A 25,144-nucleotide genomic window follows, 5' to 3' on the forward strand; every position below is an offset into this window, starting at 1 on the left:
CCTTCCCCCTCCCAGACTCAGACCGCTATGCCACCAGACTTGCGCACGACCTACGAACTCGGTAACCACAACCAGACCACGACCTGGCTGGAATGCATCACCTTCTACAAGGATCTCGCCGCACGCTACCCGCAAGTGCTGCATTTCGAACAGATCGGCCTGTCCGACTCGGGCGTGCCCATCCACGCTGGCGTCGTCAGCGCGGACGGCGTGTTCGACCGCGAGCAGATCAAGCGCGCGGGGCGCACCGTGTTCTTCAACAACAACGGCATCCACCCGGGCGAACCGGAAGGCATCGACGCCTGCATGGCCATCGTGCGCGACCTGTGTACGCAGCCGGAACGCCTGGCGGCGCTGGGCAGCACCGTGCTGCTTTTCATTCCGATCTACAACGTCGATGGCAGCCTGAACCGCGCCAATACGTCGCGCGTGAACCAGGATGGCCCGGAGCAATTCGGTTTCCGCGGCAATAGCCGCCACCTGGACCTGAACCGCGACTTCATCAAGTGCGACAGCCTGAACGCGCAAGTGTTCAACCGCCTGCTGGCCAGCTGGGACCCGGACGTGATGGTCGACACGCATACGTCGAACGGCGCCGACTACCCGTACACGATGACCCTGATCCACACGCAGACGGATAAGCTGGGCAATGGCCTCGGCCCCTTCCTGCAAGACACCATGCTGCCGCACATCTTTGCGCACATGGAAAGCGCCGGCTGGCCCACCTGCCCGTACGTGAACCCCGTCAAGGACAGTCCCGACCACGGCATCGCCGAATTCCTTGAAGTGCCCCGTTTCTCGACCGGCTTTGCGGCTCTGCACCACGTTATCGGTTTCATGCCGGAAACGCACATGCTGAAACCGTTTGCCGACCGCTACGCTTCCATGCGCGCCCTGCTCGACATCACGATGGCGTTCACGGTGGAACACGGCGAGAAAATCCGCCAATTGCGCGCGCAAGCCAAGGCGGCCGGACGCACGCAAGCCGAGTGGCCGATCCACTGGGCCATGAACGAAGAGCAGCCGTCGACCGTCCCCTTCAAGGGCTATGCGGCGCAATACACGCCGAGTATCCTGGGCGACTACCAGCGCCTGTCCTACGACCGCTCGCAGCCGTGGGAACGCGATATCGCCTACTACAACCGCTTCGATGCGGACGTCACCGTGGCCGCCCCGAAAGCCTACATCGTGCCGCAAGCGTGGCGCGAAGTCATCGAGCGCTTGCGCTGGAACGGCGTCGAAATGAGCCGCATCACCACCGAACAGACGCTAACGGCACGCTACTACCACATCGCATCCGTCGGCACGCGCGCCACGGCCTACGAAGGCCACATGTTCCACGACATGGTCGACGTGGAAGCGCGCACGGGCCAGTTCACCGTACAGGCCGGCGATTATGTAGTGTCCCTGGAGCAGGACAACGCCCGCTACGCCGTGGAAACCCTGGAACCGCAGGCGCACGACAGCTTCTTCCGCTGGGGTTTCTTCAACAGCGTGCTGGAAAAGAAAGAAGCGTTTTCCGATTACGTGTTCGAAGACATGGCCTCCGAACTGCTGCGCGACGAACCGGCGCTGGCGGCCAAGTTTGCCGAGTGGAAAGCAGCCAATCCGGCCTTGCTGAGCAATCAGGAAGCCGTGCTCGACTTCATTTTTGCACACTGCCAGCGCTTTGCCGAGCCGGAATGGCGGCGCTATCCGGTGATCGCCCTGATGTAACTCAGGGGCTGTAGCGAATGCAACATCCTGGCGCCGCATCGGAGACCCCGGTGCGGCGCCTCTTTCTGTGCCCTGCCCACAAGGTAATCCCATGCACTACGCACTGAACCTGCGCACCTTCATTTACAGCCATTATTTTTACCTGGGCTTGCGCGTGGCCATCGGCCTGGTCGGCCTGGCCTTGCTGACCCAGGAAATCAGCGACAGCGCCACCGCCATGACGGTGTGCATCGGCGCCCTGTGCACCACCCTGATGGACATGCCCAGCCCGCTGCGCCACAAGTTCAATGAAATGCTCGCTTCCGTGCTGCTGTGCAGCGCCGTAACCTTATTGATCAGCCTGTGCGGCCCCGTGCAGTGGCTGTTGATGACGGTACTTGTCCTCGTGAGTTTCCTCGCCAGCATGATGGTGGTGTACGGCAAGAAATCCATGCCCTTGCAGCTGGCCGCCCTGTTCATCATGACCATGTCGATGGAGCATCAGATGACGTGGCAGCAATCGTTCCACCATGCGGGCCTGTTCATGCTGGGCGGCTTGATCTATCTGGCCTACGCCATGGCCATTGCCTGGGTCTTGCGCCACCGCATCAAACAGCAAGTGCTGGCCGAAGCCCTGTTCGAACTGGCCGCCTACATCGACATCAAGGCCGACTTCTACGACACGCGTTTTAATCTGACGGAACAATTCAACAAGCTGGTGCGCCACCAAAGCATCCTGGCCGACCGCCAGCAAGCGTCGCGCGACCTGATTCTGCGCAGCCACAAGAACAGCAAGGACGCCATCGTCGTGCAGGTGCACGTATGCATGCTCGATCTGTATGAACTGATCCTTTCCACGCACACGGATTACGCGCTGCTGCGCCAGCACCTGGCCGACTCCGACGTGCTGAAATCCCTGCACGACCTGGCCTACAAGGCGGCCCGCGACATCGAAGCCGTCGCCTACGCCGTCACGCGCAAGCGCGCTTCGTACGCGCAGATCATCTATGACAAGGAATGGGCCGACATCGAAGCGGAAATTGCCCGCCTTCACGCAAAAGGTGACGCTGCGCAGGAAGCGCTGGCCACCCTGCGCGCGCAGCGCAACAAGATCCGCGCGATTCTGAAAATGATCGCCGAGCTGCACCTGGCCACGCAAAAAGTCTATGCCGACGTGCCGTTCTGGAGCGGTGCGGACATGGCGCCCTTCTTGTCGCAGCAGAAATATGAGCTGACAACCCTGCTGTCGAATTTGCGCCTGGACTCGCCCGTGTTCCGCTTCGCCCTGCGCGTGTCGATGGCCATTTCCGTGGGATTGCTGATCGGCCACTGGCTGCCATATGCGGCGCACAGCTACTGGATTGTCTTGACTATCGTCATCATCCTGCGCCCCACGTTCAGCATGACGCGCCAGCGCCGCGCCGACCGCATCATCGGCACCATCATCGGCTGCGTGGTCACGGCCATCGTGATCCGCTACGTGCACAGTAATATCGTGCTGATGGCCATTTTATTTCTCTCCATCGTGGCCACGCCCACCTTCATCTATTTGCGCTACCGCTACACGGCCATCGCCGTCAGCCTGATGATCTTGCTGCAAATGCATTTGGTGGCGCCCAGCAACCCGAACCTCGTCAGCGAGCGCCTGATCGATACCCTGATCGGCGCGGCGGTGGCCACCGTGTTCAGCTTTGTACTGGCCAACTGGGAATACCAGAGCCTGCCACGCCTGGTGCGCCAGGTGTTGACTGTAAATGTGAGTTATATGCAGGCCAGCTTCGCGCTGCTGCAAGGCAAATGTTTTGATGATTTCGCCTACCGCATCGAGCGCAAACGATTGATGGACAGCCTGGCTGCGCTCAGCTCGGCGCTGGTGCGCATGCTCGATGAACCGGCCAGCAAGCAGCGCGCCGTGGAAGACATCAACCTGTTCATCGTGCAAAATTATTTATTGGTCGCCCACGTGGCGGCGCTGCGCTCCATCCTCGGGCGCCATGCCAGCCAGCTGCCCGTCGCGCCCGTCAATGCCTTGCTTGGCCACAGCCATACGCAAGTGTGTCTGACCCTGTCGCGCGCGCTGGAACAGCTCGACGACAAGGCTGCCATCAGCGCCCCGCTGGCTACCCTGCCAGCGCCGCCCGTCAGCGACGTAGCCTGGTCTGGCTGGCCGCTGGTGCAGCGGCGCATCCGCCTGTTGCAGGCGGATGCGGACAAGATTGTGATACATAGCGCGGCGATCGTGCATATTGTGGCACCGCGCTAAGCCTGCACAGCTTACTTCAGGTATTGTTCAAACCAACCGATAGTACGCTTCTGCAAGTCACGCTGGTGCTCGGGCTTGCGGAAGGAATGGCCTTCGCCATCGTAGATGAACAGGCTGGACGGCACGCCCATGGCACGCAAGCCGTGCCAGAATTCCAGCGACTGGGCGGCAGGCGTTTCCACGTCGCGCTCGCCCACGTAGATCAGGGTCGGCGTCTTGGCCGCCTTGATCGATTCGATGGGCGACGCCTTGCGGTAGACGGCCGGATTGTCATACGCGGAGGCGCCAAAGAACGGGATCATCCACTGATTGATGCCGTTCTGGCCGTAATAACTGATCCAATTCGACACGCCCGCGCCCGCCACAGCCGCCTTGAAGCGGTCGCTGTGCGTGACGCCCCACATGGTCATGAAGCCGCCATATGAATGGCCGATCAGGCCCAGGCGCTGGCCATCGACGGGCGCCACTTTTTCCACCGCGTCGATACCGGCCAGGATGTCGCGCCAGTCGCCGCCGCCAAAGTCAGCCATGTTGGCGCGCGTAAAGGCTTGGCCCTGGCCAAAGCTGCCGCGCGGATTGGGCAGGAAGACAAAATAACCTTTTTGCGTCAATTCGTGGATCAGGGTGCTCGCCGCTACATAACGGGGCGAGGCAGCCGCGCCGGGGCCGCCATGCACGTTGACGACCATCGGGTAGCGCTTGCCTGCCTCCGTCTTCAACGGTCCCAGCAGCCAGCCCTGCACCTTGTATTGCTCGTTGCTCCAGCCCACGTTCTGCACCGACAGTTGTGGCGCAAAGCCGTCATTGTCGCGCGTGATCTTTTTCAGCTGGCCCACCGGTCCCGCCACCAGGTAGCTGGCGTGCGTAAAATCTTCCTGCGCGGCGGCGGCGTGACGGCCATCGGCGCTGAACGACAAGCGGCCATCGCTGCCGCTGCTGCTCAGTTCACCGAGCATCACAGGTTGGCTGGGGCCGGTCTGCGCATCGACGGGCACCAGCGCCAGCTGCGAATCGATCAGGGCCGTCGCCAGCAAGCCGGCGCCGCGCCAGACGACGCCATTGAAGGTGCCGCGGTAGTCTTGTGTGAGATTGCGCGGCGTGCCGCCAGCCAGCGGCACCGTGTAGATATCGCCGCCGATGGAGCCGAAATCGCTCATCAGGCCGCCGATGAAGACCACCGTCTTGCCGTCCGGCGAGACCGAGGGCAGGTTCAGCTGCATGGCCGGCGACGCGATCACGCGCAGGGCGCCCGTGGCCGCATCGATATGGCTGAGCTTGGCGACCCACCAGTTGCTATCGCCATTGCCCTGCGCGCTGGTGGCAACAAAGCCGCGGCCATCGGGCGTCCAGCTGTATTCATACACATAGGTGTCGCCTGGTGACAGCAGACGCGGCTCGCCGCCGCTGACCGGCACGACGGCGATACGCTGGGCATCGTCTTCGCTGCCCACTTCGCCCACCTGGCGCGCGCCCGCCTCGACGGCGCCGGCCAGCTTGCGCGCGCCCACCGTCGCCAGCAGGGCCAGCTGCTTGCCGTCCGGCGACCAGCGCGCCGTGCTGGCTACGCCCTTGATACTGGTCAACATCCGCACCGGCGCCTGCGACAGGGTGGCCAGATATAGCTGCGCCGTGCCCGCCTTGGCGTCATAGCCGATGAAGGCCAGTTGCCTGCCGTCCGGCGACCAGCTGGGCTTGTCGTAGGAACACACGGCACACGGATCGAATTGCTGCACGATGGCGCCGTTGGCGGCGTCGCGCACGACGATCACCGCATGCGGGCGCTGCGGCAGTGGCTGTTCCACCCTGCTCGACTCGATGGCGGCGATGCGCTGGCCATTGGCCGACAAGGCCACGGCGCGGTAATCGCGCAATGCTGGCTCGGATGCAGACGCGGCCTGCGCCAGGGTGGCCAGGAGGCTGCTTGCCAGCAAGCCGCAAGCGGCCAGATCAGTTATTTTCATCATGTAAATTCCGGTTAGAAATAAAAAAAACCGCCGGCAAGCGCGGCGGTTTCGGATGGAACAGACTGCATTAGCGGGCCTTCTTGCCCAGATGCGAATGCCGCATGCTGTACAGGAAGTAAATGGCCACCGTCACCGCCATCCACACACTGAACACGACAAACGTCGTATGCGGCAAATCGCGCATGATGTACAGGCAAGCCAGAATGCTCAGACCCGGAATCACGTACGGGCCGAACGGCACGCTGAAGCCTTCGATGCGGTTGGCGCCCTGCTTGTGGCGCAGCACGGGCACGGCGATCGAGACGACCATGAAGGCCGTCAGGGTACCGATGCTGACCATGTCCCACAGGTAAGTCGCATCGACGGAACCGGCCACCACGGCCACCACCAGGCAGACGATGATGGTATTGCTGACCGGCACCAGAGTGCGCGGGTGGATCTTCTGGAACGATTTCGGGATCAAACCATCACGGCTGACGGCAAACAGGATGCGCGTCTGGCCGTAGATCGTCACCAGGGTCACGCTGAAGACGGAAATGACGGCGCCGGCCGACAGCACCAGCGCGGGCCAGGTCTTGCCCGTGACGTTTTGCAGGATCACCGCCAGGCCCGCTTCCTGGCCTTCGAACAATTTCGCCTGTTGCGCGCCGAGGGCGGCCACGGCCACCAGCAAATAAAACACGGTGACGATGAGCAAGGCGCCGAGGATGCCGCGCGGCACATTGCGCGTGGGATTTTTCACTTCGTCGCCCGCCGTCGCCACCGTATCGAGGCCGATGAAGGAGAAGAAGACGGTGCCGGCCGCGGCCGTGACGCCCGTCATGCCGGCAAAGCCCTTGCTGTTGTCGGTATTGAAGAAGGGGAAGAAATTGTCGGCGTTAAAACCGGAAAACGCGATGACGATGAAAAACACGAGGATCGCCAGCTTGATGATGACCATTATGGCGTTCATCAGGGCCGATTCCTTGGCGCCACGCAACAGCAGGAAGCCGCACATGCAGATCAAAAAGATCGGCGGCAGGTTGATGTGGCCGGCATGAAACTCCATGCCATGCGGGCCAGAAACGATCATCGGCGTGCGCAGCATCTCCGGGATGTGCCAGCCAAACGCGTTTTCCAGGAAGTTGTTCAAGTAGGACGACCAGCCGATGGCCACGGCACTGCCCGCCAAGCCGTATTCGAGCAGCAGACAGGCGGCCATGATGAAGGCAAGAAACTCGCCCACGGTGGCGTAGGCAAACGAATACGAGGAGCCGGAAGCGGGTATGCGGAACGACAATTCCGCATAGCACAAGGCCGTCAGGCCGGCCGTGATGGCGGCGATCAGGAAAGACAGGACGACCGAAGGACCCGCCTTGGGGACGGCTTCGACCATGGTAAAGAAAATGCCCGTGCCGATGGTGGCGCCGACGCCGATCATGGTGAGGGAAAACAGGCCGATGGACCGGCTCAAGCCACTGCTGCTGAGGCCTTCACCATATTCGACCGTGGTATCGATCGGCTTGGTGCGGCAGAGTTTCTGGACCAGGGTTTGGCTCACTAACATTCCTTTATGAGGCATGCACTTAAACACCTGCAAAAACCTACTGCGCGTCGCGATTCGCGGCCTGCGATGCTCACTGTGCATTCGCACAGCTGCGCTTCTTAGCCACGACTCACATCCGCTCGCTACGGTTTTGTCAGGTGTTGTTCGGAACATGACGGGTAAAAACAAATAGCGCTCCGGCCCTACCTGGCAAAAAACCGGAAAGATCGCGTCCATTCTCAAAACTAAGCGATTATAGGGCTTTCATCGGCTCAGCTAAACAGAACTTTGATGTAAGGAAACAACGACTGGCGTGCGCCGCTAAACCCGCAAGAGTGCTGCTGAAGAAAAAATTGCTTCCATGAAAGAAAAAGCGCGCCGCTGCAGGGGCAGGGGCGCGCTTCTGGCTCAGCTCAGTTCAGCTGAATTACTTCTTGCCGTGTGGCGCATCGGCCGGCGGCCAGCCCGCTTCGTAGCCTTGCGGCACATCGTCGCGGCGCGCTTTCGGCGCCAGGCCCAGCGCGTAGTACAGCACCGTCAGCAGGATCAGCCAGGCCGGTCCCACCATCAGGGCGATGCGCGTATCGGGGAAATACGCCATCAGGCCGATCACCAGCGCCAGGAAGGCCAGCGAAATCCAGGAACCATACGGCGCGAACGGCATGCGGAAGGCCAGGTTCTTGATTTCCAGCGGCGTCAAGGTCTTGCGGAACTGGATCTGCGTGACGAGGATCACGCCCCAGGTCCAGACGGCGCCGAAGGTGGAGATCGAGGTGACCCAGATAAACACTTTTTCCGGCACCAGATAGTTCAGCAGCACGCCCAGCAGCAGCGCGAAGACGGATACCAAAATGGCGCGGCGCGGCACGCCGCTGGCCGTGGTTTCCGCAAACGCTTTCGGCGCCTGGCCTTGCAACGCCAGGTTGTACAGCATGCGGCCCGTGCTGAAGATGCCGCCATTGCACGACGACAGGGCCGCCGTCAGCACGACGAAGTTGATGATGCCGGCAGCCGTCTTGATGCCCAGGCGTTCGAACGTCATGACGAAGGGGCTGCCGGTGGTGCCGATTTCATTCCATGGGTAGATCGACAGGATCACGAACAGTGCGCCGACATAGAAAATCAGGATGCGCCAGAACACGGAATTGATGGCGTCGGGAATCGATTTCTTCGGGTTCGCCGCTTCACCGGCCGTCAGGCCGATCATTTCCACGCCCAGGTAGGCAAACATCACCATCTGCAGCGACATCAGCACGCCCTGCGCGCCGTTCGGGAAGAAGCCGCCGTGCGTCCACAGGTTCGAGATGCCGATGGCCACGCCATCGTTGCCGAGACCGAAGACGATCATGCCCGTGCCGCCGATGATCATCAGGATGATGGTGACCACCTTGATCAGGGCGAACCAGAATTCGAACTCGCCGTAGGCTTTCACGGCCAGCAGGTTGATGGCCCCCATGGAACCGAGGGCCGCCAAGGCCCAGATCCAGCGCGGCGTGTCGGGGAACCAGATGCCCATGTAGATGGCGACGGCGGTAATTTCCGCCACGCACGTGACCAGCCACAGGAACCAGTAGTTCCAGCCCGTCAGATAGCCTTGCAGGGGACCCAGATAATCCTGGGCATAGCGGCTGAAGGAGCCGGCCACGGGATTGTGCACGGCCATTTCGCCCAGTGCGCGCATGATCATGAAGATGACCGCGCCACCGATGATGTACGACAGCATGATGCCGGGGCCGGCCATCTTGATCGCGTTGCCGGAACCCAAAAACAGGCCCACGCCAATCGCGGCGCCCAGCGCCATCAGGCGGATCTGCCGCTCGCCCAGGCCGCGGTGCAAGCCTTGTTCACTCGTTTTCATTACGTGTCTCCGTTTTTTTCTTGAATACACCGATCCCTCCACCCCAATGGCGGTTCCGCTCTTGCTGGAATGGAGGAAAAGGCTGGCCGGCGGCTGAGCGCCGGCATGCTCATGTGGTCAGGCTACTGCGTCAGGCCAGTTCGGCGATCAGCTCGATCTCGACGCAAGCGCCCAGCGGGATTTGCGCCACGCCGAAGGCGGAGCGGGCGTGCTTGCCGCTGTCGCCGAAGACTTCGACGAACAGTTCCGAAGCGCCATTGGTCACCAGGTGCTGTTCCGTGAATGCGGAGGTGGAATTGACCAGGCTCATGACCTTGACGATGCGCTTGACCTTGTTCAAGTCGCCGCCGCACGCGTCTTGCAGGGTGGCGATCAGCTCGATGGCGATGCCGCGCGCGGCGATCTTGCCTTCTTCCGTGGTGACGTCCTTGCCCAGCTGGCCAACCCATACCTTGCCATCCTTCTTGGCCAGGTGGCCGGACAGGAAGACGGTGTTGCCCGTGCGGGCATGCATCACGTAGGCGGCAGCTGGCGCGGCAACGACTGGCAGTTCGATGTTGAGGGCTTTGAGTTTTTCGTAAAACGACATGCTATTTCTCCAAGAAAACAATATAAGCGAAACCAAAATTCATGCACGGCAGGGCACGCAGGATGACGCCCTGGCAGCGCGGTAGTGACCGACAACAGTGCCAGATTAAACGTCATCATATTGGTGAACCAGCAGTTTTAGTTCACAAATAGGCCCGGTTATTCAGTGGATTATACCGACAATCAAACAAAATTCAGCATCGGTTCATGAAGCATGCTCTACAGGCATCGAGCGTGACTTTTTTCATTAAATTGTCACTGATGCAATGTCAAGCCCTCGGGGTCAAGGTTTATCGCCTTCAGAAATGCCTGGTCGTGCGAAACCATAAGTAGCGCGCCCCGATATTGCAGCAGCATCTGCTCCAGCGCCTGCAGGCTGGCCAGGTCCAGATGATTGTCGGGTTCGTCTAACAGCAGCAGTTGCGGCGGCGCCTGCGCATACAGTTCGGCCGCCAGCGCCACCTTCATGCGCTCGCCGCCGCTGAGCAAACGGCTGGGCATGGTGGCGCGCGCGCCGGCAATGCCCAGCAGCGCCAGCCGCGTGCGCAGCTCGCCTTCCGGCAGCAGGCTGTTGCGTGCCTGCAAGCGCTGCACGGCGCTCCACTCGCCGTCTTGCAGTCCGGCATGCTGGTCCAGCCACGCCATCCGCGCATGGCACAGTAGCTCGCCGCTGGCGGGCGCCAGCTGGCCGGCGATCACGCGCAACAGGGTCGACTTGCCACTGCCATTATTACCCGTCACGGCCAGGCGGCGCGCGCCGCTGATGACCAGGCTCACAGGCTGGGCTTGGCCATAGGGCAAGACCAGATCGCGCAATTCCAGGATCAGCTTGCCGTTCGGCACGGCACTGTCGGGCGCCAGCAGCAGACGTTCGGCCTCGGGCGCGCAGCGGGCGCTGGCATCCATCACCCTTTGCTGGCGCGCCTGCTGCGCCTCTTGCGCGCGCAGGCGCAGCTTGCCCTGGCTATCCTGGCTTTTCTCCTTGCGCGCGTCGAGCAGCAGCTTGCTTTGATTGCCTTCGCGGCCGTCCTTTTCACCACGCACCACCCGTTTCTGCTGACGTTCGGCCTGCTGCTGCGCTTCACGCTGTTCGCGTCTGGCGCCCGCCTTTTCCGCCTGCAGGGCGGCCGCAAAACCGGCCTGCTCCAGCGCGCGCTGCTGCGCATACATGGCGTAATTGCCGCCATAGCTGCGCAAGCCCTGCGGCGACAGCTCGGCGATGTCATCGACGTGCTCCAGCAAGCCGCGGTCATGGCTGACCAGCAGCAAGCCGCCCGGCCAGCGCGCCATCTGCGCCACCAGGCGGGCGCGCTGCTGCATGTCGAGATGGTTGCTCGGTTCATCGAGCACCAGCCAGTCCGCCTGCGACAGCCAGGCCCCTTGCAGGGCGATGCGCTGGCGTTCGCCGCCGCTCAGGCTGGCCGTGGGCGTGGCGGCATTGACATGGCGCAAATCGAGCGCATCGAGCGCCTGGCGCAAACGGGCGTGGGCATCCCAGCGATCTCCCACGAGCGCGTAATCGGCTTCATCGACGCTGCCTTCGGCGATGCGCGCCAGCGCCGCCAGCAAGTCCTGCATGCCAGCAAGGGCCGCCACGGTGGGATAGCGCTGCGGATCGAGTTCCTGCGCCACGTAATGCACGCTGCCGTCACAGCGCACGGTACCGGAAGACGGCTGCGCCTGGCCCGCCAGCAGGCGCGCCAGCACGCTCTTGCCCACGCCGTTATCGCCGACGAGGCCGATACGTTGCGGTGCAAAGACAAATTGCAAATCGGAAAACAGGGTGCGGCCATCGGGCAGCACAAAGGAAAGACGGTCGAGTTGTAGTAATGCGGGCATGGATACTCCTGGTACGTGCAGACAGGGCTGGCGAACCCGCGCGGCGCAAGGCGCTGTGGCGGGATGGGCGAGGCCGTGCACAGCACGGCAGTATCAATGGCGCATGTCGAAGCGTCCTGGAAGGAATGAGGGAAGAAACCGGAGTTTAGCAGAAGATTCCGACATTTCCCTACTTGCCGATGACAGAGCCTGTTTTTTCAACTTGATCGGCATGTGTCGGACAGATTCAATCTTTTTCTCAACGGCTACTGTATTTTCCCTCTTGTCGCAAAGCAAGAATTCCATCCACCGTGGCCCATCACAGCGGTGGACGCCGGTGCCGGAGCGGCATTCGAACAATTGCCGATAGAGACGCCTCCCTGCAGACTCGCAATGACGCAAGTCGTAAAGAGTGGCGATTATTTATGATTAGAAAATGAAAAGGTGTCGGTATGTTTAATGATCCACGAAGCGGGCCAGCGCGACTCACAAACCACCTGGCGATGGCGTCCTCTTCTTCGCCTGCGCTAGCCGCAGCGACTATTTTCTGGCCATCGAATCGGCGCGATGCATACTGGCGACAATTTGCCAACCGCAGAGCCGCGCCAATGTGGCGCCATGCGCGTGTCTCCATGCTCCCCGCTGTCCTGGCATGTCTGCTGTGCATTTTTTCTCCTGTCGCCCAGGCAGGCCTGGGCGACATCATCTCGCCGGCCCAGGGCCCCGTCGCCGACGCCAAGGCCATGCACGCGCGCTCCTTTTCAACCGTCCTGGACGCATCGGCCTCGACGAGTTTGCCGTATTCAAGCCACAGGATAGCCCTGCCCGATGGCGGTGTCGCCACGGAGTATGCCGATGCCGGCGGCTTCGTCTTCGCCGTGTCGTGGGCCGCCCCAACCATGCCCGACCTGGCATCCCTGCTGGGCGCCTACAAACCCGCCCTTGATCGCGCCCAGGTCGCCCAACGCTCGTCGCGGATACGCTCGCCGCGCCTGCTCAATGCCACCGCCGGCGACTGGACCATCGTTTCAAGCGGACACCTGCGCGCCTATGCGGGCTACTCCTACCTGAGTTCGCGGCTACCCGCAGGCTTTGACCTGGCGAAGCTGCGCTAAGCGCCCGCCTTCCCCCGCTATTCCAACTCAACACCATCAAGGATTCCATGAAAACGACCTCCTTCGCGCACCGCTGCCGCGCGACAATGATGTCCGCCGCCATTGCCCTCTCCAGCGCCATTGCCCTGAGCGCTTGCGGCGGCGGCTCCGGCTCATCCGTTCCATCCCCCGCGGACGGGACCCAGCCCGTGATACCGCCAGTGGTGGCACCGCCTGTCGTCACTCCACCGGTCGTGGTGGCGCCACCTGTGGTCACCGATCCCCCCGTCACCCCGATCGATCCACCGATCATCATCAAGCCGCCAGAGAACAAGCCCGGCGGCTCGCCGTTGAATCCGGTCGCCGCCGTCATCGGCGACGACAATGTCGCGCCTGTCTATGTCGATGCCGGCCCCGCGAACGGTAACGGCAATACGCCGAATGCAATCTTTGTCGATGTCAAAATTTGCGCTCCGGGCAACGCCAGCAACTGCGCCGTCATCGACCATGTCCTGGTCGACACCGGCTCGGTCGGCCTGCGCGTGTTTGCCGCCGACATGCCCTCCCAGTTGCTGGGGAGCCTGGCCAGCGCCACCTCGGGCGGCGAGCCTTTGGGCCAGTGTATTTCTTTCATTTCCGGCACCACCTGGGGCAGCGTCCGCAAGGCCGACATCCGCATGGGCGGCACCAATCAAGGCGGCAAACTGGCCACCAACATGGCGATCCAGATCATCGCCGATCCGGATGCCAAATTTGCCAGCATCCCTGCCAGTTGCCAAACTCAGGGCACCCTGCTGAAAACGGCCGCGGACATGGGCGCCAAGGGCATCATTGGCGTGGGCTTGTTCGCGCAAGACTGCGGCTCCGCGTGCACTGTCTTCGCCGCTCCGGTCTACTACGCGTGCTCGTCGGCTCCATGCCGCCAAATTCCAGTGCCGCTGGCTGACCAGGTTGGCAATCCCCTCACAGGCTTTGGCGCCGACAACAACGGCAACATCATCATCTTGCCCCCCTTGTCGAACCATGTTGCCAACCGCGCCGATGGCATGCTGATCTTTGGCCTGGGAACCCGCTCGAATAATGCCCTGCCGGCGGGCAGTTCGGTACTGGGCGCCACCAATCTCGGCTATTTTTCGTCGGACTTCAATGGCCGCACCTTGAGCAACAGCTTCATCGACAGCGGCTCGACCATTAACTTCTTCCCGGCTGGCGGCAACTTCATTTCCTGCGGTGGTGCAATCGCCTCCTTCTTCTGCCCCGGCGGCGCCCTGTCGCTGACTGCCTCGAACACTGGCCGCGCCGGCACAGTATCGACCGTCTCCATCCTCACCGTCGACGCATTGGCCGCGTTCAACGCAAATCCGGGCGCCCATGCGTTTGAGGGTTTGGCTGGCGCCGTCGGAGCGCCTTACCAGACCTTGAACATGGGGGCGAGCTTCTTCTTTGGCCGCTCCGTTGGCATGCTGATCGATGGCCGCTCCGCGGTGGGAGTGAGCGCCACGGGCCCCGCCTTTACCCATACGCCTTAAGCCGCCAGCTGGCAGCGAAAGACGCTCCCGCCCGAGACTTAGCGCTGGCCCAGCGTCGTGTCACCAAACAGGTTCTTGAATTCGCGCGGCTGCGAGCGCCAGTACTGCGGTGGCGCCTGCACTTGCGCGCCAAGCTGGGCCGCCGCATGCCAGGGCCAGCGCGGGTCGAACAGGATGGCGCGCGCCAGCGCCACCATGTCGGACTGGCCGTTGGCGATGATGTCTTGCGCCTGCTGCGCTTCCGTGATCAAGCCCACGCTAATCGTGGGCAAGCCGCTGTCGCGCTTGATGCGCTCGGCAAACGCCACCTGGTAGCCGGGGCCCACGGGGATTTGCTGCTGCGGCGAAATGCCGCCGCTGGAGACATGGATGAAGTCGGCGCCCAACTGCTTGAGTTCCTGCGCGAAACGCACGCTTTGCTCGATTTCCCAGCCACCTTCGACCCAGTCGGTGGCGGAAATGCGCACGCCCACGGCCACCGTGGCGGGCACGGCGGCGCGCACGGCTTCAACCACTTCCAGCGGAAAGCGCATGCGGTTTTCCAGGCTACCGCCATACGCATCCGTGCGCTGGTTGGACAGGGGCGACAAAAACTGATGCAGCAGATAACCGTGCGCCGCGTGCAGTTCGATGCCCTCGATGCCGAGCGCATGCACGCGCTGCGCAGCCGCCACAAAGGCGCCCTTGATCTGCAGCAAACCCATTTCATCGAGGGCGATCGGCACGGTTTCGCCGGGCGCATGGGCGATGGCCGATGGCGCCACCGTTTGCCAGCCACCGTCGGCCAGGTGCACGCAGGCACCGCCCTGCCATGGCGCGCGGCTCGACGCCTTGCGCCCCGCGTGACCCAGTTGCACCACCAGCGGAATCGGAGAATGGCGGCGGATGGCCTGCACCACGTTGGACAGCGCCGTCTGATTCGCATCCGACCACAGACCCAGGTCCTCGGCCGAGATGCGTCCCTCGGGCGAGACGGCCGTCGCTTCCGTCATCAGCAAGCCCGCGCCGGACAGGGCCAGGTGACCCAGGTGGATCATGTGCCAGTCGGTGGCGTTGCCGTTGTCGGCCGAGTACTGGCACATGGGCGCGATGGCGATGCGGTTGGCCACCTGCAAGGGGCCAAGGGCATATGGCGTGAATAGCTGGCTCATGGCGGACTTTCGGAAAAGGGGAAGCACCGATTCTACTGTGCTTTGCAAAGCGCGGCTTACACCTGCTTACGTTTGATACAGCGCAAGGGCTAGCCTTGGGCCGGCGCAGCCGCTAATCTGGACACATCAATAACACCCGCAGCACCACCCCAGGAGAACACATGAACACGACGACTACCGCCAGCCGCATCCACCCTTTGATGGCAGGCGCCGCCATTTCCGTGACGGTCCTGTGCCTGGTGGGCGCGGCGTCCATCGCCGGCATCCTGCCCAATTCGCGGGCGAACGTGCCGGCCACGCCAGCCATCCCTGCCGACGTGGCCGCCATGACGCCGGCCAGCGCCGCTGCCTTGGCCGCTCCCGTGACTGCACCGGTGGCCGCGCCTGTCGTCGCGCAAGCCGCCCCGGCACCGGCACCGGCACCGGCGCCCGTCGTGCACAAGCGCGTCGTGCGCCACACGCAAGTGGCGCAAGCGCGTCCTGCCTACAATGACAACAACGACGGCTACCGCGACACGGCCTACCGCGAACCCGTGCGCCAGCAGCCAGTGCCTGCGCCGGCACCGGCACAACCGAACTACGTGGGCATAGGCACGGGCGCCGTCATCGGCGGCTTGATCGGCAATCAGGTCGGTGGCGGCCGCGGCAAGGCGCTGGCGACGGTGGCCGGCGTGATCGGCGGCGGCATGCTGGGCAATGCGGTGCAGAACCAGGTGCAACAGCCACAACGTTAATCGTACGGTCCCAGATAGTCGAGCTTGCCCACGGCCACGCCATTGTTTCTCAAAATGGCGTGGACCATGGAGACGTGGAAATAGAAGTTCGGCAAGGCAAAGCTGAGCAGGTAATCGTCGCCCGAGAATGTTGTCCCCTCGTCCGTCCAGTTCAGCACGACTTCCTTCTGCGCGCTGCCCGCCATCTGGCCCGCATTCACGCTGTCGATGTAGGCGATGGTATTGGCGATGCGTTCCTGCAGCTGCTCGAACGATGCTTCGTTATCCTCGAACTTCGGCGACGGCACGCCGCTCAGGCGCTCGACCGACATCTTCGACGTATCGCTGGCGCGCTGCACCTGCGCCGTCAAGTCCAGCATGTCGGGCGCCAGCTGCGCGCCCAGTAAAATCTCGGGCACGATGCCATCTTCCTCCACATGGGCTTGCGCTTTTTCCAGCAGGGCCGAGACGACCCGCAAGCCGCGGATGAAGACGGGAATGGTTGCCTGATACATGGACACGGACATGGCGGACTCCTGATAGTGAACGATGAATCAGTGTACCCGAGGCGCCGCCTGCGGGTACGCACACAAGCTTACTTGTCCAGGTTGACCTTGCCGTCCGGTAAATGCGCTGGCTGTTCAACGGACTCCTGCGGCTGTATCGGCGCCGGCTTGTCCTTGCGCTTGCCAGTGAAAAACTTGAAGATGGCCGCGCCGCCGCCCACGACGGCCAGGAGCAGCACTTTCTTGAAGGCCAGCAGCAGCGCCAGCAATTTTCCAAACAGGCCCAGCTTGCTGGCCACGCCACCAGCCACCAGCGCCGCCAGGCCATACTCGGCCACCTTGTCCGTCTTGCTGTCGAAATCCGTGTAGCGGTTACCGTCGGTAAATTCCGTGAACGCCGTCACTTGCTGCATCTCTTTCTTGATCGTCGCGATCTGCTGCATGCTGGCAATCGCGTTCAGGTTCAGCACGCCTTCACGGCCCAGCACGCGCACGTTGTAGTTCAGCGAGTGCTCGCCGCCATCGACCATCAAATCCTTGGCCCAGTACAGCTTGTGCGTATCCTTGGCATAGCTGGGTTTTTCCGCCCAGCCCATCAAATGGATGCCGGGATAGCCCTGCTTTTTGCGCTCCGCATTGTTTTCCAGCACGGACGCCTGCATATCCTTGAGCAATTCGTCGTACTTGATGCTGTCCGCATCGTCATCCTTGATATGCCCTTCCTTTTCATACGTCACCACCACGCCCCAGCTATCGCGCTCAAGCACGCTGATCTTGGCGGGCACGATCATGCCCAGCGATTCCATGCCCGGAGGATTGCCCCAGGCGTCGACCAATACGCGCTCGGCGTCCGTCGGCGACAAATAACGGAAGTTGGCGGGCAAATCCAGGGTGGCGATGCCGCCCGGCAAAGTGATCTTGCCGCGCTGCAGGTGCAACTGGGCGAGGAATTGCTCGGCCGTCATTTCCGTTGCAGCAGCCTTTTCCTCGGCAGGGGCGGCAGCCGTCAGGCCGGAGAGGGTCAGGCACAGCAGCGCTGTCAGCAGGCGTTTCAACATGATCGGTCCAGGAATTTACAAAAGGGCAAATATTTTAAACCAGTTGATTGCTTAATGGATAATTATTTCTGTGCGGCATCTTTTTATGAAAAAAGCGCCAGGCGGGTTTCCCCGGCTGGCGCTTGATGCCGTGCTTGGCTGGACGATCAGGAGGTACGCACCACCATCAAGCCCGCACGCAAACCCACGCGCACGTCCGGGTTCGGAAACACCACCAGTTCTTCCGCGTGCCGCACCGTGTAGACGTGGTCGCCATCGCTGGCGATCACGGCGTGCTGCGGCAGGGACGTGAAATTCTGCGTGCTGCGATCAAACGCCATGCGGAATTCATCGCTGTGCTTGATGATTTCCTGCGCCACCTTGAACACGTGCGGTTGCGCCTTGACCGGCTGCGCAGGCAAGCCCCGCAGCAAGCCGTCCAGCGCCCGCGACACGTCGTCGAACAGGGACAAATCGTTCTGCCCCAGGGTGCCCACGCGGCCCAGCTCCACCGTACTGGCGGCCGCGCCGAAATGCTCGGCCGAATAATAGCTGTAGGTGCCGGCCGACTGCGGGTTCATGATGATGGCGCCGATGGCCGCCTGGCCCAGCCAGGCGATCAGCTGCGCCTTGGCGTCGTCGGCCACCAGGTCCGGCACGATGGCAAACGTGGGATACACGGAAGGCCGGATGGCCGTGTGCAAATCCAGGTGCCAGCGCACGGGGCCCGCCCCTTCAAAGAACGCTTTCGTGGCGGCGATCATTTCATCGGCGCGCGCGCTTTCCGCCGCTTGCGCCAGGCTGCCCCGCACGGGGCGGAACATGCGATTCAGGTCGGCGTCAATAAAACGCTTGCCGGCCCGGATCGCATCGACATTGCCCACGCAGACAAGCAGGTCGACGGCCAGTGCGGACGCATCGCGCGACAAGGCGTCGAGCAGATGCGCCAGCACTTCAATCGGCCCCGTCTCGTCGCCATGCACGCCCACCGAGACGGCCACGCTGGCGCGGCCGGCTCCCGGTTTGACGACTTGCAGCATGCCGGGCGCCGGCAAGGCCACCGTGAAACCGGCGTCCGAAAACAACTGCGCCACGCCGCTGAAATCGGCCTGCGCCAGCGCCTGCACTACCGGTGTTACTACCGGTGCTATTACCTGCGTTACTTCTTGCGTCATTACACCGCCGCTTCCGCTGGGGTTTTCGCCGTGATTTTATTCACGGCTTCCGACAAGGTCCACACGTCCAGCATGGCTTGCTCCAGTTCCGTCGCTGCCACATAGGCCGACAGGCCGAGCGCGCCCGTCACGGCATCGACGGCCTGGCCCGCATTGCCTTGCTCGGCGCGCGCCAGCACCTGCGTCAGCAGACGCTGTTGCGTGCGGCGCAGCGCTTGCTGCGCGTAGTTGCGCAACTGTTCCTGCGACTTGCCTTGCGCGGCCAGCTTCAGCCCACGCTCCAGCGTGTCGATGCCCGCCTGGCTGCGCAGGGCCAGACCCACTTGCAGGAAGGCGGCCAGATCCATCGAAGCAGGACGCGGCACGGACAGGGCCGGGAACAGGAAGCCGGCCACGACTTCCAGCGCGTCGACCGCATCCCACGCCTGCACGAAGGCCGGACTCAAGCCCGGCACCAGCGCCGCTTCCGACTTGATGCCAACGGCTTTGAGCAGCTCGCGCTTCGATTCCGCGCCAAACAGGCGCGTGAGTTCGGCCAGACCGGCGCCGCGCAATTGCTCGGCCGGCACCGACAGCACACCGGCGATCATGGTTTGCTGCAGCACGCGCGTTTGCGCGTCGACCTTGATCGACACGTCGCGTGGAATCGTCAAGGCGTCCGCATCGAGCGCATCGAACACGGGCGCCAGGTTCAGCGCCACCCATGCCTGACCCCAGGCCAGGATCACGGTCGATTCGTCCACGCCATGTTCCGCCGCCAGGTTGCGGATCATCAGCGGGCCGCAGCGGTTGATCACTTCATTGGCCAGCACGGTCGCCAGGATGGCGTTGGCCAGCGGGTGGTCGAGCGCCGAACGCGTTTCCACCAGCAGGGACGGGAAGTACGGTTTCAGGACCGGCTCGGCCCATGTTTCGCCCGTCAACGGCAAGGCGGACAGGATGCGCTTGAAGCGGTTCTTCACGTTGGCGATCACCACCGCCAGTTCCGGCGTGGTAAGACCGCGGCCATCGCTCTTCCTGCGTGCCAGTTCGGCCACCGACGGCAGTTGCTCCAGTTCGCGCGACAGGGCGCCTTCTTCTTCCAGGCTGGCGATCAGCGCGGCATAGCCATCCTGCACGGCGCTTTCGCTTTGCGCCTGCAACTCGCGCACCAGCAAATGCGTCTGCTGCGTGTTGTCGCGCAAGACCAGGCGCTCGACGTCGTCCGTCATCGCATACAGTTCGCGATTGCGTTCGGCTTCCGTCAGCTTGCCCGCATTGACTTCCACGTCCAGCCAGATTTTCACGTTCACTTCATGGTCCGAGCAATCCACGCCGGCCGAGTTGTCGATCGCATCGGTGAAGATGCGTCCACCGGCCAGCGCGAACTCGATACGGCCCGCCTGCGTCGCACCCAGGTTACCGCCTTCGGCAACGACTTTTACGCGCAGCTCATTGCCGCTGACGCGGATGTGGTCATTCGCGCGGTCCTTCACTTGCGCGTGGCTCTCCGTCGACGCCTTGATGTAGGTGCCGATGCCGCCGTTGTAGAACAGGTCCACGGGCGACTTCAGGATGCGATGCATCAGTTCTTCCGGCGCCAGCGCAGTTTCCGCGATATCGAGCGCGGCGCGGATCTGCGGCGACAGTTCGATCGTGCGGGCGGTGCGCGGATACACGCCGCCGCCTGCCGAGATCAAGTCCTTGTTGTAGTCGTCCCACGAAGAACGCGGCAAGGCAAACAGGCGCGCGCGTTCTTCGAACGAGACGGCGACGTCCGGTGTCGGATCGAGGAAGATGTGGCGGTGGTCGAATGCGGCCACCAGTTTCAGCTGGCGCGACAGCAGTACGCCATTGCCGAACACGTCGCCCGACATGTCGCCCACACCGACCATGGTGATCGGGGTGGTATTGAGGTCGTGGTCCATTTCATAGAAGTGGCGCTTGACGGCTTCGAACGCACCCTTGGCGGTGATGCCCAGTTTCTTGTGGTCGTAACCGTTCGAGCCGCCCGAGGCAAACGCGTCGCCGAGCCAGAAACCGCGCTGCACGGCGATGCCGTTGGCGATGTCCGAGAACGTGGCCGTGCCCTTGTCGGCAGCGACCACCAGATACGGGTCGGCGTCATCGAAGCACACGGTGTCGACTGGCGGGACGATATTGCCCAGCGAGCGGTTGTCCGTCACTTCCAGCAGGCTGGAAATGAACAGGCGGTAGACGGCTTCGCCTTCGGCCGCGATGGTTTCACGCACGGCATCCTTCGGCATCATCTTGCAGACAAAACCACCCTTCGCGCCAGCCGGCACGATGACGGCGTTTTTCACCATCTGCGCTTTCACCAAGCCCAGGACTTCCGTGCGGTAGTCTTCCATGCGGTCCGACCAGCGCAAGCCGCCACGAGCGACAGGGCCGCCGCGCAGGTGCACGCCTTCGAAGCGGCGCGAGAAGACGAAAATCTCGCGGTAAGGACGCGGTTCCGGCACCAGCGCCAGGCTGCTGGTGTCGAACTTGAAGATGATCTTGTCGCCTTGTTGATTGTTCTGGAAGTAGCTGGTGCGCAGGGTGGCGGCCATCAGGTCGGCCAGCGCGCCGAGGATTTCCTCGGTATCGGCATGGTTCACGGAGGGCAGGCCGGCCTTGATGGCGGCGATGCTTTCCAGGGCTTGCGCGTGCTGCGCGTCGGACAGCGAAGGATCGAAGCGCTGCAGGAAGGCTTCGACCAGGGCTTTGACCTGGGCCGGTTGTTTGCGCAGGCTTTCGGCAATGTAGCGCACCGAGAAGCGGCTGCCCGTCTGGCGCCAGTAGCTGGTGTAGGCGCGTACCAATTGCACTTCGCGCGTCGACAAGCCGCCTTCAATGACCAGGCCATTCAGGCGACCATCTTCGGCCGTGTCGTTGAACAGGGAAGCAAACAATTCCTGCGCCACGGCGACAACAGATGGTTGCGCCAGTTTCGCCGCGCTGGCGGCATCGACCGTCAGGCTGGTGACGAAATAGCGCGTGCCGTCGGACAGCGAAACCGAATACGCCTGTTCGCGGTCGATGGCCACGCCCGCATTGTGCAGGGCCGGCAGGATGGTCGACAGCGGCGGCACCTTGTTGGCCGAGTACAAACGGATGGTGGTAACGGCACCCGTCTCGATGCGCACGGCCACGTGCGCCGGATCGGTGTTGCGCAGGATGGTGTCGAGGTCGCGGAAGGCGATGGCCGGCGCGGTGGCGGCCACGTAATCGAGCGGCAAAGTCGCGCACAGTTTGCGCAGGCTGGTGCGCAGGGCCACGTCGGGCACGGCGTCGGCCACGGCGGCAAAGCCGTTATGCCAGCCATCGAGCACGCTCAGCAGCGGCTGTTCGATATCCGTTTCCAGGTCCAGCGGGTAGCGCGCGGCGTGGGCGATCAGGTAGACGCGCGCCAGGGGACCGTCTGCCACCAGGGTCTGCGTGCTCACATGCGTGGCGCCGGAACTGGCTTGCAGGGCTTTTGCCAGGCTCGATGCCACGCTGGCGCTGTAGCGCTCGCGCGGCAGGTAGACCAGCACGTTCAGGTGGCGCGCATACACGTCGCGACGCGCGAAGACTTTGGTGCGCGGCTGCTTGTACAGCGAGACGACGGCGCCGCACACTTGCGCCAGCCAGTCGAGGTCCGCTTCCAGCGCTTCCGTGCGCGGCAGCGATTCGAGGATTTCGCGGAATTTCTCGGCGCGGAAGCCTTGCTGGCGCACGCCGGCCAGGCTCAGTACCTTGGCCACGCGGCCACGCGCAAACGGCAGCGCGGCCAGCGGGGTGGAATTGCCGGCGCGGGTAAACAGGCCGACGAAGCAATGCTCGCCCAGGATCGCGCCTTGCGCATCCATGTCGCGCACGCCGATGAAGTCCAGCTGCTGGTCGCGGTGCAAAGTACCCGCCACGTCGGCCTTGACGATGGACAGCGCCGAGTCGCGCTTGGCCAGGGTGTCGAAGTCGCCCGGGATATTCGCCAGGCAGGTGCCGTAGACCGGATGCGCCGTATCCTGCAGCACGCCGACGCGGCTGGGAATGTCGCGTTCGAGTTCGCGCACGCCCGGCTTGACGCGGTAATAGGCGTAGCCGAAGACTTCAAAGCCGCCGCTGCGGACCCATTCCAGGAAGGCGGCCACTTCCGCGCCTTCTTCGCCATGCTGCGCTGCGGCCGTGGCCACGGTGGCCAGGCGCTCGCTCATGGCGGCGGCATCGCGGCGCACGATGGCGGCGTCACGCGCCACCATGTCGATGGCAGTGACCAGCGCGGCCAGGGCTTCCGGCGCCAGCTCTTCGTCGAGCAGCACCAGCACATACGATTCGAGCGGGTCGCCCGGCTGGCGCACCGCTTCGACGCTACCGTCAGCGGCACGGCGCACGGGCAGCACGGTGTTCATCACGCCGCGCACGGCCAGGTGCTGGCGGCGCATGGTCATGACGATGGAGTCGACCAGGTAAGGCATGTCTTCGTTCAGGATCAGCAAGGCGCTCGCCATGCCGCCACGGCCATCCGCATAACGCAGGGTGGCAATCTGGCAGCCGTTGCCGGTGCGCTTGGCCGCTTGCGTGAAGCCGTCCACCAGCACGGGTGCCAGGCTGTCGGGCGCGATGTCGGCCAGGTCTTCGGCGTCGAGCGAATCGAGCCATGCCTGCACCAGCTGCACGACAGGCGCTGCCGCCTTGCCTGCATTGCCAGCCGCGTTAATCAACTCCAGCGTTTGTGTACGCAAATCTTGTGGCGTGTGATTCATCTTGCATCTCCATTACGGTAATGTGAATGTCCAACGCTGTCGTTCGGGCTTGTGGCTGGGCGGCAGCGGTGTCAAGAGACGGGGGTCGCCCGTCCAATTCTGTCTGTGCTACGGATAGTTGTCTCGGATTTTCTGTGTGTTTTTCTATCGCCTACAAGTCGTACAATCCCGGTAAGTTGAGGATGATCGTCAATTCTTCAAGCGCCGCATGCACTTCCAGCGCCAGCTGCGGATCGGCCAGGTCGCCCGGCTCCAGATGGTCGCGGTAGTGTTTTTCCACCCACTGCACCAGCCGATGGTACAGCGTTTCCGTCATGATCACGCCCTGATGCATGGCGCGCGCCTCGGTTTCCATCAGGGCCACGCGCAAACGCAGGCAGGCGGGCCCGCCGCCGTTGCGCATGCTCTGGCGCAGATCGAAATGAATCAGTTCGTCAATCGGACCACCGCTGGCCACCAGACCTTCCAGGTAGCGCGACACGGCGCGGTTTTCCTGACACTCCTGCGGTATCACCAGCGCCATCTTGCCGCCCTCTTTCGTCAGCAACTGGCTGTTGAACAGATAGCTGGTCACCGCATCCTGGATCGGTACCTGGCCCGTGTCCACGCGCAGCGCGTGCAACTCGGCACCCGTGGCGGCGATGGCGCGATGCAGCTGCGACAGGCTTGCCTCTTCATCGGCAAACGCCTGTTCATGGTAGAACAGCACATTGCCATTGCCGACGGCGATGACGTCGTTATGGAACACGCCCTGGTCGATCACGTCCGGATTCTGCTGCACGTACACTGTGCGCTTCGCGTCCAGGCCATGCAGGCGCGCCACGGCTTGCGACGCTTCCAGCGTCTGGCGCGCCGGATAGCGCTTCGGCGATGGCGCGGAAGGGTCGAACTCCACCCGACCATACACGAACAATTCAACGGATGGCGCGCCGTGGCTGGCACCCAAACGCGTGTGGTTGGCCGCGCCCTCGTCGCCAAAGGCGGGCGTCGACGGCAGCGCCTCGTGCACGGCGAAGTGCTTGTCGTCGCTGAAAATGGCGCGCAGGCTGCGCGCCGACTGCGCGTGCTCGAAGGCGCGGTGCAGCTTGTTATTCAGGTTGGCGGCCGTGAAATGCACGCGGCCATCTTGCGTGTCGGCCGACGGGCTGACCGTGGCGGCATTCGCCGTCCACATGGGCGAGGCGGAATACGCGCAGGCCAGAATCACAGGGGATTCCTTGTAGGCGCGCGCCAGCACCTCGGCATCCGTGCCCGTGAAGCCGATGGAGCGCAGCAGGCGGAAATTCGGCCGGTCCTGCGGCGGCAGCAAGGCTTGCGCAAAGCCGCGCGCGGCCAGGGCGCGCATCTTGGCCAGGCCCTGCAAGGCGGCCTGCTTCGGATTCGAAGCGCTTTTCACATTGCTGAACGAGGCCACGTTGCCGAACGAGAGTCCGGCATAGTTATGCGATGGCCCGACCAGGCCGTCAAAATTGTATTCACGCGTGCTGTGCATGGGGAGTTT

Annotated in this window: 16 protein-coding genes; 5 read left to right on the forward strand and 11 right to left on the reverse strand. The window is 63.0% G+C overall.

From position 1 onward, the window contains the following. The first annotated feature begins 27 nt into the window (after positions 1-27). Positions 28-1,716, forward strand: a complete 1,689-nt coding sequence (locus tag FG13_RS17060; RefSeq protein ID WP_035822801.1) for a M14 family zinc carboxypeptidase — start codon at positions 28-30, stop codon at positions 1,714-1,716. Positions 1,717-1,807: 91 nt separating this feature from the next. After that, a complete protein-coding gene (locus tag FG13_RS17065) occupies positions 1,808-3,958 on the forward strand; it encodes an FUSC family protein (RefSeq protein WP_035822803.1) in 2,151 nt (716 codons plus the stop codon). Positions 3,959-3,969: 11 nt separating this feature from the next. Here the strand turns inward: FG13_RS17065 and FG13_RS17070 are convergent, their stop codons facing one another. The 5 genes from FG13_RS17070 to FG13_RS17090 form a co-directional block, all read right to left on the reverse strand. Further along, positions 3,970-5,922: a S9 family peptidase gene (locus FG13_RS17070; protein WP_235211755.1), complete on the reverse strand. Its 1,953-nt coding sequence runs from the start codon at positions 5,920-5,922 to the stop codon at positions 3,970-3,972. Between the two features lie 67 nt (positions 5,923-5,989). Continuing rightward, positions 5,990-7,462, reverse strand: coding sequence for an amino acid permease (locus FG13_RS17075; protein ID WP_081922617.1), 1,473 nt, complete (start codon positions 7,460-7,462; stop codon positions 5,990-5,992). A 412-nt stretch (positions 7,463-7,874) separates the two neighbouring features. Then, complete coding sequence (locus FG13_RS17080; RefSeq protein ID WP_035822809.1) at positions 7,875-9,305, reverse strand: amino acid permease; 1,431 nt, start codon at positions 9,303-9,305, stop codon at positions 7,875-7,877. A gap of 130 nt (positions 9,306-9,435) precedes the next feature. Further along, positions 9,436-9,894, reverse strand: coding sequence for a RidA family protein (locus FG13_RS17085; protein WP_034778908.1), 459 nt, complete (start codon positions 9,892-9,894; stop codon positions 9,436-9,438). A 254-nt stretch (positions 9,895-10,148) separates the two neighbouring features. Then, a complete protein-coding gene (locus FG13_RS17090; RefSeq protein ID WP_035822812.1) occupies positions 10,149-11,732 on the reverse strand; it encodes an ABC-F family ATP-binding cassette domain-containing protein in 1,584 nt (527 codons plus the stop codon). A 611-nt stretch (positions 11,733-12,343) separates the two neighbouring features. Between FG13_RS17090 and FG13_RS29080 the strand changes: the two genes are divergently transcribed. Both FG13_RS29080 and FG13_RS17100 read left to right on the forward strand, forming a co-directional pair. Next, positions 12,344-12,826, forward strand: coding sequence for a DUF2844 domain-containing protein (locus FG13_RS29080; protein WP_161784185.1), 483 nt, complete (start codon positions 12,344-12,346; stop codon positions 12,824-12,826). Between the two features lie 47 nt (positions 12,827-12,873). Further along, positions 12,874-14,334: a DUF3443 family protein gene (locus tag FG13_RS17100; RefSeq protein WP_161784186.1), complete on the forward strand. Its 1,461-nt coding sequence runs from the start codon at positions 12,874-12,876 to the stop codon at positions 14,332-14,334. 38 nt (positions 14,335-14,372) lie between these two features. Here FG13_RS17100 and FG13_RS17105 read toward each other — a convergent pair whose 3' ends face one another. Then, complete coding sequence (locus FG13_RS17105; RefSeq protein ID WP_035822814.1) at positions 14,373-15,485, reverse strand: NADH:flavin oxidoreductase/NADH oxidase; 1,113 nt, start codon at positions 15,483-15,485, stop codon at positions 14,373-14,375. A 161-nt stretch (positions 15,486-15,646) separates the two neighbouring features. On the opposite strand from FG13_RS17105, the gene FG13_RS17110 reads away from it, so the two are divergent. Continuing rightward, complete coding sequence (locus FG13_RS17110) at positions 15,647-16,219, forward strand: glycine zipper 2TM domain-containing protein (RefSeq protein ID WP_035822816.1); 573 nt, start codon at positions 15,647-15,649, stop codon at positions 16,217-16,219. Here the strand turns inward: FG13_RS17110 and FG13_RS17115 are convergent. The 5 genes from FG13_RS17115 to astB all read right to left on the reverse strand — a co-directional run bounded on the left by FG13_RS17115 (position 16,216) and on the right by astB (position 25,135). Further along, positions 16,216-16,725, reverse strand: a complete 510-nt coding sequence (locus FG13_RS17115) for a DUF1993 domain-containing protein (protein ID WP_035822818.1) — start codon at positions 16,723-16,725, stop codon at positions 16,216-16,218. The two genes, FG13_RS17110 and FG13_RS17115, sit on opposite strands and share 4 nt — an antisense overlap. Before the next feature lie 68 nt (positions 16,726-16,793). Continuing rightward, a complete protein-coding gene (locus FG13_RS17120; protein WP_081922620.1) occupies positions 16,794-17,762 on the reverse strand; it encodes a DUF2167 domain-containing protein in 969 nt (322 codons plus the stop codon). 146 nt (positions 17,763-17,908) lie between these two features. Next, complete coding sequence (locus FG13_RS17125; RefSeq protein WP_035822820.1) at positions 17,909-18,916, reverse strand: succinylglutamate desuccinylase; 1,008 nt, start codon at positions 18,914-18,916, stop codon at positions 17,909-17,911. Beyond that, positions 18,916-23,643 (reverse strand): NAD-glutamate dehydrogenase domain-containing protein, encoded by a 4,728-nt coding sequence (locus tag FG13_RS17130; RefSeq protein WP_035822823.1) that lies wholly within the window; start codon positions 23,641-23,643, stop codon positions 18,916-18,918. Before FG13_RS17130 ends, FG13_RS17125 begins: the two co-directional genes overlap by 1 nt. Positions 23,644-23,794: 151 nt before the next feature. Further along, entirely contained in the window at positions 23,795-25,135 is a 1,341-nt protein-coding gene (astB, locus tag FG13_RS17135; protein WP_035822826.1) for an N-succinylarginine dihydrolase, read from the reverse strand. Positions 25,136-25,144 lie beyond the last annotated feature (9 nt).

Origin of the sequence: Janthinobacterium sp. RA13, from assembly GCF_000745325.1 — a bacterium.
GTDB classification, from domain to species: Bacteria; Pseudomonadota; Gammaproteobacteria; order Burkholderiales; family Burkholderiaceae_D; genus Janthinobacterium; species Janthinobacterium rivuli.

Coding starts and splice junctions, on each gene's coding strand:
- FG13_RS17105 (WP_035822814.1), bottom strand. CDS start 15,485: ATGAGCCAGCTATTCACGCCATATGCCCTTGGCCCCTTGCAGGTGGCC.
- FG13_RS17100 (WP_161784186.1), top strand. CDS start 12,874: ATGAAAACGACCTCCTTCGCGCACCGCTGCCGCGCGACAATGATGTCC.
- FG13_RS17065 (WP_035822803.1), top strand. CDS start 1,808: ATGCACTACGCACTGAACCTGCGCACCTTCATTTACAGCCATTATTTT.
- FG13_RS17070 (WP_235211755.1), bottom strand. CDS start 5,922: ATGATGAAAATAACTGATCTGGCCGCTTGCGGCTTGCTGGCAAGCAGC.
- FG13_RS17120 (WP_081922620.1), bottom strand. CDS start 17,762: ATGTTGAAACGCCTGCTGACAGCGCTGCTGTGCCTGACCCTCTCCGGC.
- FG13_RS17085 (WP_034778908.1), bottom strand. CDS start 9,894: ATGTCGTTTTACGAAAAACTCAAAGCCCTCAACATCGAACTGCCAGTC.
- astB (WP_035822826.1), bottom strand. CDS start 25,135: ATGCACAGCACGCGTGAATACAATTTTGACGGCCTGGTCGGGCCATCG.
- FG13_RS29080 (WP_161784185.1), top strand. CDS start 12,344: ATGCTCCCCGCTGTCCTGGCATGTCTGCTGTGCATTTTTTCTCCTGTC.
- FG13_RS17125 (WP_035822820.1), bottom strand. CDS start 18,916: ATGACGCAAGAAGTAACGCAGGTAATAGCACCGGTAGTAACACCGGTA.
- FG13_RS17115 (WP_035822818.1), bottom strand. CDS start 16,725: ATGTCCGTGTCCATGTATCAGGCAACCATTCCCGTCTTCATCCGCGGC.
- FG13_RS17080 (WP_035822809.1), bottom strand. CDS start 9,305: ATGAAAACGAGTGAACAAGGCTTGCACCGCGGCCTGGGCGAGCGGCAG.
- FG13_RS17060 (WP_035822801.1), top strand. CDS start 28: ATGCCACCAGACTTGCGCACGACCTACGAACTCGGTAACCACAACCAG.
- FG13_RS17090 (WP_035822812.1), bottom strand. CDS start 11,732: ATGCCCGCATTACTACAACTCGACCGTCTTTCCTTTGTGCTGCCCGAT.
- FG13_RS17110 (WP_035822816.1), top strand. CDS start 15,647: ATGAACACGACGACTACCGCCAGCCGCATCCACCCTTTGATGGCAGGC.
- FG13_RS17130 (WP_035822823.1), bottom strand. CDS start 23,643: ATGAATCACACGCCACAAGATTTGCGTACACAAACGCTGGAGTTGATT.